This window comes from Spirillospora sp. NPDC047279, from assembly GCF_040643285.1.
Lineage (GTDB): Bacteria > Actinomycetota > Actinomycetes > Streptosporangiales > Streptosporangiaceae > Spirillospora.
Genome location: NZ_JBEYUA010000036.1, coordinates 24,234 through 33,083, shown reverse-complemented (window position 1 = coordinate 33,083; position 8,850 = coordinate 24,234). Strand labels below are relative to the sequence as shown.

9 protein-coding genes and 1 riboswitch are annotated in these 8,850 nt (G+C 72.4%); of the genes, 2 read left to right on the top strand and 7 right to left on the bottom strand.

Annotation, left to right across the window (positions count from 1 at the left end; all coding sequences use genetic code 11):
• Positions 1-129: 129 nt before the first annotated feature.
• The 4 genes from ABZ810_RS46980 to ABZ810_RS46965 form a co-directional block, all read right to left on the bottom strand.
• On the bottom strand, positions 130-984 hold the full coding sequence (locus tag ABZ810_RS46980) for a bifunctional methylenetetrahydrofolate dehydrogenase/methenyltetrahydrofolate cyclohydrolase (RefSeq protein WP_358415139.1): 855 nt from the start codon (positions 982-984) through the stop codon (positions 130-132).
• A gap of 24 nt (positions 985-1,008) precedes the next feature.
• Positions 1,009-1,095: riboswitch (ZMP/ZTP riboswitch) on the bottom strand.
• Between the two features lie 2 nt (positions 1,096-1,097).
• Positions 1,098-2,279, bottom strand: coding sequence for a crosslink repair DNA glycosylase YcaQ family protein (locus ABZ810_RS46975; RefSeq protein ID WP_358415136.1), 1,182 nt, complete (start codon positions 2,277-2,279; stop codon positions 1,098-1,100).
• 91 nt (positions 2,280-2,370) lie between these two features.
• Entirely contained in the window at positions 2,371-3,984 is a 1,614-nt protein-coding gene (locus ABZ810_RS46970) for an MFS transporter (RefSeq protein WP_358415133.1), read from the bottom strand.
• A gap of 101 nt (positions 3,985-4,085) precedes the next feature.
• Positions 4,086-4,481, bottom strand: a complete 396-nt coding sequence (locus ABZ810_RS46965) for a VOC family protein (RefSeq protein ID WP_358415130.1) — start codon at positions 4,479-4,481, stop codon at positions 4,086-4,088.
• 145 nt (positions 4,482-4,626) lie between these two features.
• Here ABZ810_RS46965 and ABZ810_RS46960 point away from each other — a divergent pair, with 145 nt between their 5' ends.
• Positions 4,627-5,349 (top strand): TetR/AcrR family transcriptional regulator C-terminal domain-containing protein, encoded by a 723-nt coding sequence (locus ABZ810_RS46960; RefSeq protein WP_358415127.1) that lies wholly within the window; start codon positions 4,627-4,629, stop codon positions 5,347-5,349.
• A 156-nt stretch (positions 5,350-5,505) separates the two neighbouring features.
• On the top strand, positions 5,506-6,111 hold the full coding sequence (locus ABZ810_RS46955; RefSeq protein WP_358415124.1) for a GNAT family protein: 606 nt from the start codon (positions 5,506-5,508) through the stop codon (positions 6,109-6,111).
• A 144-nt stretch (positions 6,112-6,255) separates the two neighbouring features.
• Here the strand turns inward: ABZ810_RS46955 and ABZ810_RS46950 are convergent, their stop codons facing one another.
• The 3 genes from ABZ810_RS46950 to purN all read right to left on the bottom strand — a co-directional run bounded on the left by ABZ810_RS46950 (position 6,256) and on the right by purN (position 8,833).
• Positions 6,256-6,435 carry a hypothetical protein gene (locus tag ABZ810_RS46950; protein ID WP_358415122.1) on the bottom strand — a complete coding sequence of 60 codons (180 nt, stop codon included), beginning with the start codon at positions 6,433-6,435 and terminating at the stop codon, positions 6,256-6,258.
• 180 nt (positions 6,436-6,615) lie between these two features.
• The gene (purH, locus tag ABZ810_RS46945; protein ID WP_358415119.1) at positions 6,616-8,181 is read right to left on the bottom strand and encodes a bifunctional phosphoribosylaminoimidazolecarboxamide formyltransferase/IMP cyclohydrolase; all 1,566 of its coding nucleotides are present in this window, start codon (positions 8,179-8,181) and stop codon (positions 6,616-6,618) included.
• A complete protein-coding gene (gene purN, locus ABZ810_RS46940; RefSeq protein WP_358415117.1) occupies positions 8,162-8,833 on the bottom strand; it encodes a phosphoribosylglycinamide formyltransferase in 672 nt (223 codons plus the stop codon). Before purN ends, purH begins: the two co-directional genes overlap by 20 nt.
• Between the last annotated feature and the right edge of the window lie 17 nt (positions 8,834-8,850).

Genomic DNA, 8,850 nt, shown 5'->3' with positions numbered 1-8,850 from the left:
GGCGCGGTCCCGGTCAGACGCGGGCAGGCGCCGGGTCCGGGTCAGGCGCGGTCCCGGTCAGACGCGGGCAGGCGCCGGGTCCGGGTCAGGCGCGGTCCCGGTCAGACGCGGGCAGGCGCCGGGTCCGGGTCAGGCGCGGGTGGCGGCCTCGGCGGCCTCGACCACGTTGGCGAGGAGCATGGCGCGGGTCATGGGGCCCACGCCGCCGGGGTTGGGGGCCACCCAGCCGGCGGTCTCGCGGACGGAGGCGGCGACGTCGCCCGCCAGCTTGCCGTCGACCCGCGAGACGCCGACGTCGAGCACGGCCGCGCCAGGCTTGATCATTTCACCGGTGATGAGGCCGGGGACGCCGGCCGCGGCGACGACGATGTCGGCGTTGCGGACGTGGGCCTCCAGGTCGCGGGTGCCGGTGTGGCAGAGCGTCACGGTCGCGTTCTCGCTGCGGCGGGTCAGCAGGAGACCCAGCGGGCGGCCGACGGTGATGCCGCGCCCGATCACGGTGACCTCGGCGCCGCGGAGGGGCACCTCGAAGCGGCGGAGGAGCGCGACGATGCCCTTGGGCGTGCACGGGAGGGGGGCCTCTTCCATGAGGACGAGGCGGCCCAGGTTGACCGGCTGGAGGCCGTCGGCGTCCTTGGCCGGGTCGATGAGCTCGAGGACCCGCTGCTCGTTCAGGCCCTTGGGAAGGGGCAGCTGGACGATGTAGCCGGTGCAGGCGGGGTCTGCGTTGAGCTCGGCGACGGCGCGTTCGACGTCCTCCTGCGAGGCGTCGGCGGGCAGGTCGCGGCGGATGCTCTCGATGCCGACCTCGGCGCAGTCGCGGTGCTTCATGTTGACGTACGCGTGGCTGCCGGGGTCGTCGCCGACGAGGACGGTGCCGAGGCCGACGTTGACACCCCGCTCGCGCAGGGTCTGGACGCGGGCCTTGAGGTCGGCGCGGATCTCCGCGGCCGTGGCCTTGCCGTCAAGGATCTGTGCAGTCATGTGTTCCTCCGCGCTGAACTTCGCCCCGAACACCCAGGCGCGCGGTGCACGGACTGCCCTTCGCTCCCCGGTGGTGAATCCACCTTGACTGCGCCAGTCGCGTAGCCCCCATGCTATCGGCCGATGGAACGCACGGCTTCGAGGCGTGGGCGGCGCTTGCCGGGATTGTCCAGGCTGCCGCCGCGGGCGTCGCCCAGCTGGCCGCGGACGAAGGCCTCGGTCGCCTCGACGGCGTCGCGGAGGGCGTCTCCGGCCGCGCCGAACGTTCCCCAGACGATCGTCCCCTCGGACGGGTCGTACTCCCACAGGCCGATCACGCGGCCGCGGTCGACGATGCCCTGCGCGGGGAGGTCGGCCAGGTCGCCGAGGGGCTTCCCGGCCAGGGCGGACGGCAGGACGCGGGCGGCGTCGGCGGGATCCAGGACGGAGCGGAGGTCGCGGCGCAGGAGGGTGAGGCCGTCGATCCAGCCGACGAGCGAGTACGCGGGCCCGGGCGGCGGGGTGAAGTCCTCGTAGGCCTTGCGGTCTTCGGGGAGCATGAGCAGGTCGCCGTCGAGGGGGACGAGCCCGAGGGGCTCGACGGCGGCCTTGGCGTCCCGGGCGGTGAACGCCGAGAACCACCGGAACTGCTTGAGCGTGGCGCCGCCCGTCCACGTCCAGTAGCGGCGGGCCAGCTCGGCGCGGGCCTCCTCGGCCGTGGGACGCGCGGCGGGCAGGGACCAGCGGACGTAGGAGAAGCGCTGCTGGTCCAGACGGCCGGTCAGCGGGACGCGGCGGATCTCTCCGGTGCTCTGGAGGAGGCCGAGCGCCACGGGGAGCGTGGTGGTGACGCCCTTCTTCTTGCCCGCCTCGCCGAGGTTGCGGACGACGTCGCCCAGCTCCGCCTTCAGCCGCCGCGGGTCGAGCGGGCCGCCCGCCTCGTCCAGAGCGGCCAGGACGGCGCCGGCGACCTCGTCGATCTCCCTGCGCGGGACGCCGAGCCTCTCGCACACGGCGACCTCGGCCAGCGGGGCGTTCTCCCCCACCCTGAGCCCGACGGCGAAGTCGGACGCGGGCAGGACGTACGTACAGCCGCGGGCGGAGGGCAGTTCGTGGACGGCCAGGTCGGCGACGGCCTGATCGGCGGTCTCGCGGGCGACGCCGGCGCGGCTGAAGAGCTGGAGGTAGGGGTTGACGCCGCCGACCGAGCGGGCCCAGCCCGTCCGGGCGAGGACCTCGGCCGGGCCGGCCTGCGCGAGCGAGCCGTCGAGCCCCTGCTTGCGGGCCCACCAGGCACGGAGCTTGACCATGTCCATGGGTCAAGTGTGACCTCCGGCCCGCCGCCGCGACCAGCGGGCACCGGACCGGCGGTGGGCCGGTCCGGTGCCCGGAGGGACGGGCGGGGGTTCAGACGGTCAGCGCCGCGTCCCGTTCCGGCTGCTGGGACGAGGGGTCCCCCTCCGGCTCGGCCGGAACGCCCGGAGCTTCGGCCGGGGCGTCGCCGGTGGCGGGGATGCCGCGGAGGGTGGTCGCGGCCAGGACCGCCATCAGGACGAAGACGACCGTGCCGAGCCCGGCGACGGTGGCCATCCCGCCGGTGAAGGCGTCACGGGCGGCGTCGAGGAGGGCGGCGCCGGCCTCGCCGGGCAGCTGTCCGGCGGCGACGACCGCGGTGGTGATGCTCTCGTTCGCCGCCTCGAGGGCGTCCGCCGGGACCCCCGCGGGTTCGCCGAGCTGCTCGCGGTAGACGACGGTCCCGAGGGTGCCGAGCGTCGCCACGCCGAGGGCGATGCCGAGCTCGCCGCCGGTCTCCATCACCGACGCGGCGCTGCCGGCCTTCTCCGGGGGCGCGTCGCTCATCACCAGGCTGGTGATGAGCGACATCGGCAGGCCGATGCCCAGGGCGGTGACGACCATGCCGACCACCACGGCGGCCAGGCCGTGGTCGCCCGCCTGGGCGATGGTGGCCAGCCCGAACGCGGCCAGGGTCAGACCGCCGGCCATGATGAACGCGGGCCGGATCCGCCGGGCCAGGGCCGGGCCGGCCATCGACCCGACGACCATGGCGATGTTCTGCGGGATGAGCCACACACCGGCGCGCAGCGGGGAGAAGCCCAGCACCATCTGCATGTAGACCGTGGCGAGCAGCGACAGGCCCGCCATCACGATGCCGGTGAGGACCATGATGGTCAGCGAGGAGCGGATCGTGCGGTTGCCGAACAGCCGCAGGTCCAGGAGCGGGTCGGCGAGGCGGCGCTGCCGCGCGACGAACCACACGCCCACGGCGAGACCGACCGCGACCGCCGCGACCGCGTCCGCCTGCACCCCGTTCCTGGCCAGCGTCTTGAGGCCGTAGATGACCGGCAGGATCGCCCCCAGCGACAACACCACGCTGACCAGGTCGAGCCGCCCGGCGTCGGGGTCGCGGGACTCGGGCAGCAGGATCGGCCCGGCGACCAGCAGCAGGACCATGAACGGGACGCCGAGCAGGAACGCCGACCCCCACCAGAAGTTGGTCAGCAGGACCCCGCCGACCAGTGGCCCCAGCGTCATGCCGCCCATGAAGCAGCTGAACCAGACGCCGATCGCGGTCCCCATCTGCTTGGGGTCGGTGAACATGTTGCGGATCAGCGCCAGCGTCGACGGGGTCAGGGTCGCGCCGGCGAGTCCGAGCAGCGCCCGCATCGCGATCAGCATCTCCGCGCTGGTGGCGTAGGCGGCCGCGACCGAGGCGGCGCCGAAGGCCGCGGCCCCGATGAGCAGCAGCCGGCGGCGGCCGATCCGGTCGCCGAGCGTGCCCATCGTGACCAGGAACCCGGCCAGGACGAACGAGTAGATGTCCATGATCCAGAGTTGCTCGGCGCTGTCGGCGCCGAGTTCGGAGCTCAGGTTCGGCAGCGCCAGGTAGAGCACGCTGACGTCGACGGACAGCAGCAGCGTCGGCAGGGCCAGCACCGCCAGTCCGATCCATTCGCGAGCCGTGGCGCGGGCGGGGGGCCCGCCGGAGGTTTCGGTGTGCATGTCTCGGCCTTCATGTCTCGGGGGGTACGAGGGGGGCGGCGCTCGGGCCGTCGGAGGACCGATCGGCCCGGTCGCCGGACACGCGGGGTGGGTGGAAGGGTTCAGGCGGGCTGGACCATGTGGATGACGTTCCACAGGTGGCCGTCCAGGTCGCGGAAGCCGCGGCCGTACATGAAGCCCTCGTCCTGCGGCTCGCCGGCCGCCTGGCCGCCAGCGGAGATCGCGGTCTCGACCAGCTCGTCGACGCGCTCGCGGCTGTCGGCGTCGAAGGCGATCGCGACCTCGTTCACCGTGGCGGTGTCCACGGGCTCCCGGTCGGTGACCGTGCGGAAGAACGACTCGGTCACCAGGAGCGCGAAGGCGTTCTCGTTGATCACCATGCAGCCGGCCTGCTCGTTGGTGAACTCCGGGTCGAACGCGAAGCCGAGCTTCTCGAAGAAGGCGATGGACGCCGCGACGTCGCGAACGTGCAGGTTGACGAAGACGCTGGTGCTCATACGAGGCTCCCTGGCTCGTGGACACAGGTGTGTCCTGGAGACGCCCAAGTTTCCCTTAGACGCTGATGTGTCCGGCGGACACAAGGTGTACGCTAGACACATCGGGTTGAGCTTGACAACCCCGATCGCGAAGAAGGAGGGCCCAATGGCGACCGACGAAGGCGCCGCACTCGGCTTGCTCTGGAACCAGGACAAGCAGCCGGCCAGACGGGCCCGTCCAGCGCTCAACCTCGAACTGATCGCGCGGACCGCCATCGAGATCGCCGACGCCGACGGCATCGAGGCGTTGTCGATGCAGCGGGTGGCCGGCGACCTCGGCTTCACCAAGATGTCGCTCTACCGCCACGTGGCGGGCAAGGCCGAGCTCATGGCCGTGATGATCGACACGGCGGTGGGCGAGCCGCCCGTGCTGTCCGGCGTGCCCGGCGGCTGGCGGCCCAAGATCCAGGAGTTCACCAGGCTGCTCACCGCCACCTGGGACCGCCACCCGTGGTTGCCGACGGTGACGACGGGCAACCGGGTGATGGGCCCCAACGAGATCGGCTGGATCGACTCGGCGATCAGCGCGTTCGCCGACACCAACCTGATGGGCGGCGAACGGATGGCCGCGGTGTTCCTGCTGTTCGCGCACATCCGCAACACCCAGTCGACCGCTGCGGCGGGCACCCAGCCCTGGACCACCGAGGGCAGCGTGGCCGGCACGATCGGCGACCTCATCGTGGAGCACAGCGCACGTTTTCCCGAGCTCAACCGCGCCATGGCCGACGTCGGCGACCGGCTCGACGACAACGGCCGCCGGTTCGGGCTCGACTGCATCTTCGACGGCATCGCCGGGCTGATCGAGCGGAGGAGCTCCGACGACCGGTGAGCCGCGCCGAAAGCCCCGCTCCGGCGCGGCTCGGCCTTCGCCGGTCGGCGTTCGCCGGTCGGCCTTCGCCGGTCGGCGTTCGCCGGTCAGTGGCTTTCGGAAATCGACCGTAAGTGGCTATTCGGTCATGACTGATGAGCGCCTAGCGTCGTGACCATGATCGACCCATGGTTCGAACGTCCCGTCCTGACCGGGCGGTACGTCCGGCTGGAGCCGCTGTCCCTCGACCACGCCGAGGGGCTGTTCGCGGCCACCAAGGACCCGGACGTCTGGACGTGGCTCAGCCTGCGGCCGCCCGCAGACGCCGGGCGCATGCGCGAGATCGTCGCGGCCGTGCTGGCGGCGTACGAGGCGCGGGCCCGGGTGCCGTACGCGCAGATCGACGCGGCGACGGGCGAGGTCGCGGGCACCACGTCGTACTACGAGATCGACGCCGCGCACCGCGGCCTCTACATCGGGCACACCTGGCTCGGCACCCGCTGGCAGCGCACCGGGATCAACACCGAGGCCAAGCTGCTCCTGCTGGAACGGGCGTTCGGGGACCTGGGCGCGCTCCGGGTCGGCTGGCACACCGACAGCGCGAACGAACGGTCGCGGCGGGCGATCGAGCGGCTCGGCGCCCGATTCGAGGGCCTCCACCGCAACCACCGGATCCGGCCCGACGGAACGCTGCGCGACACCGCCGTCTACTCGATGATCGACTCAGAATGGCCCAGCGCGAGGGAGGCCCTCACCGCCAAACTGGCCGTTCGAGCCACCTGACCTTCAGCTTCCCGGGCCGGTTCGGGGGCCGGAAAGACCGGCCTGGCTTGGCCCTGCCAGTGACGGCGGCGGGCCGGGGCTTGCGGAGGCGGCGGGCCGGGGCTTGCGGGGGCGGCAGGCGGCCCGGCCTCGTCGGGCCGGGGGTCAGTCCTCGTCGGGGCGGCCGCGCCAGGCGATGAGGCGGTCGGTGCCGTGCCAGCCGAGCTGGGCGGCGAGCATCGCGGCGAGGGCGGCGGCGACCAGGCCGATCACCTGACGTCCGTCCATCACCAGGGACACGGTCTGGACGACGTTGCCCATAACGAAAGTGGCCAGGGTCTCCATGACGCCTCCTTCAGCGCTCGGGCGCGCCGGAGTCAAGAAGGGGTCAACGGGCGCGACGGTTCCCGAGGCTACCAACTGCTAAACGTAAAACTCCCCACTCGCGGAAACGGCCGCGAGATCATCTGTCTCGCGGCCGTTCCGTCCGGCTTCATGGGGTGTGACCTGCACGGATCCCGATGATCAGTGGAAGAAGTGGCGGACCCCGGTGAAGTAGAGGGTGATCCCGGCCTTCTTCGCAGCCTCGATGACCTTGTCGTCGTTGACCGAGCCGCCCGGCTCCACGATCGCCCGCACGCCGGCCTCGGTCAGCACCTCCAGCCCGTCGGGGAACGGGAAGAAGGCGTCGGAGGCGCCCACCGACGCGGCGGCGCGCTCGGTGCCGGCGCGGGTGACCGCCAGCCGGGCCGAGTCGACCCGGTTGACCTGGCCCATGCCGACGCCGGTGGTGGCGCCGCCGGAGGCGAGCAGGATGGCGTTGGACTTGACCGCCCGGCAGGCCTTCCAGGCGAACGCGAGGTCGCGCAGCGTCCCCTCGTCGGCGGCGGTGCCGGTCTTGAGCTCCCAGCCGGACGGGTCGTCGCCGGGCTCGTCCACCCGGTCGACGGTCTGGACGAGCACGCCGCCGTCGACGCGGCGGAACTCGGCCGGGTTGGCCGGGGCGTCGGGGCAGACCAGCAGCCGGATGTTCTTCTTCTTGGTGAGGCGCTCCAGGGCCGCCGGCTCGAAGCCGGGGGCCACGACGACCTCGGTGAAGATCTCGGCGACCTGGTGGGCCATCTCGGCCGTCACCGGGCGGTTGACGGCGATCACGCCGCCGTACGCCGACACCGGGTCGCACTCGTGCGCCTTGCGGTGCGCCTCGGCGACGTCCGCGCCGACCGCGATGCCGCACGGGTTGGCGTGCTTGATGATCGCGACGGCGGGCTCGTCGAAGTCGTACGCGGCGCGGCGGGCGGCGTCCGCGTCGACGTAGTTGTTGTACGACATCTCCTTGCCGTGCAGCTGCTCGGCGCCCGCGAGCCCGGCGGGGCCGTCGCCCGCGGTGTAGAGGGCGGCGCGCTGGTGCGGGTTCTCCCCGTACCGCAGGACGGCCTTGCGCTCCCAGGTGGCGCCGAGGAAGTCGGCCCACGTGGACTCGGCCGCGACCTCGTCCGGCGCGTAGGCGTTGGCGTACCAGGAGGCGACCGCGACGTCGTAGGAGGCGGTGTGCGAGAACGCGGCGGCGGCCAGGCGGCGGCGTTCCTCCAGCGTGAAGCCGCCGGCGCCGACCGCGGCCAGCACCGCCGCGTAGGCGGACGGGTCGACCACGACCGCGACGCTGGCGTGGTTCTTGGCTGCGGCGCGGACCATGGTCGGGCCGCCGATGTCGATCTGCTCGACGCACTCGTCCGGCTTGGCGCCCGAGGCGACGGTGTCGGCGAACGGGTAGAGGTTGACCACGGCGAGGTCGAACGGCTCGACGCCGAGGTCGTCGAGCTGCTGCACGTGGTCGTCCTTGCGGCGGTCGGCCAGCAGGCCCGCGTGCACCTTGGGGTGCAGGGTCTTGACCCGGCCGTCGAGGCACTCGGGGAACCCGGTGAGCTTCTCGACCTTCATGACCGGCACACCGACCGCGGCGATCCTGGCCGCCGTGGAGCCGGTGGACACGATCTCGACACCGGCCGCGTGCAGGCCCTTGGCCAGCTCCTCCAGCCCCGTCTTGTCATAAACGCTGATCAGCGCGCGCCTAATCGTGACCCGACTCACCGGTCGAGCTCCCCTCATCGTCGGTTGACGTGTTACAGGTCCTGCACTTCATGGAGACCCGCCTGCCCCGCGTGGTCCAGCCGTCGCGGGCCAGCCGTCCGACGACGTCGACCAGAAGCCGGCGCTCCACCTGCTTGATGCGCTCGTGCAGGGAGTCTTCGTCGTCGTGCCAGCCCACGGAAACGGTCTCCTGGGCGATGACGGGTCCGGTGTCCACGCCTTCGTCGACGAAGTGCACCGTACAGCCCGTCACCTTCACGCCGTACGCCAGGGCGTCCCGAACGGCGTGCGCGCCCGGGAACGAGGGCAGCAGCGCCGGATGGGTGTTGACGATCCGGCCGCCGAACCGTTCCAGGAAGGTCTTGCCGAGGATCTTCATGAACCCGGCCGAGATCACCAGGTCGGGCTCGTGCTCGGCCACCGCGGCGGCCAGCGCCTCGTCCCAGCCCTCGCGGCTCTCGAAATCGGGGATCCGCCGGGTGAACGTGGGCAGTCCGGCGGCCGCCGCGCGGTCGATCCCGCCCGTTCCGGGACGGTCCGCTCCCACGGCCACCACCCGCGCACCGTAGGCTGGATCCGAACACGCGTCGAGCAGCGCCTGTAGGTTGGTCCCCGCGCCGGAGACGAGGACGACGAGCCGGGCGGACACCATGACTCCCTGGTGGGTGG

Excerpts from the sequence above, each read along its gene's own strand:
- ABZ810_RS46980 (WP_358415139.1), bottom strand. The coding sequence starts at position 984 with ATGACTGCACAGATCCTTGACGGCAAGGCCACGGCCGCGGAGATCCGC.
- ABZ810_RS46975 (WP_358415136.1), bottom strand. The coding sequence starts at position 2,279 with ATGGACATGGTCAAGCTCCGTGCCTGGTGGGCCCGCAAGCAGGGGCTC.
- ABZ810_RS46970 (WP_358415133.1), bottom strand. The coding sequence starts at position 3,984 with ATGCACACCGAAACCTCCGGCGGGCCCCCCGCCCGCGCCACGGCTCGC.
- ABZ810_RS46965 (WP_358415130.1), bottom strand. The coding sequence starts at position 4,481 with ATGAGCACCAGCGTCTTCGTCAACCTGCACGTTCGCGACGTCGCGGCG.
- ABZ810_RS46960 (WP_358415127.1), top strand. The coding sequence starts at position 4,627 with ATGGCGACCGACGAAGGCGCCGCACTCGGCTTGCTCTGGAACCAGGAC.
- ABZ810_RS46955 (WP_358415124.1), top strand. The coding sequence starts at position 5,506 with ATGATCGACCCATGGTTCGAACGTCCCGTCCTGACCGGGCGGTACGTC.
- ABZ810_RS46950 (WP_358415122.1), bottom strand. The coding sequence starts at position 6,435 with ATGGAGACCCTGGCCACTTTCGTTATGGGCAACGTCGTCCAGACCGTG.
- purN (WP_358415117.1), bottom strand. The coding sequence starts at position 8,833 with ATGGTGTCCGCCCGGCTCGTCGTCCTCGTCTCCGGCGCGGGGACCAAC.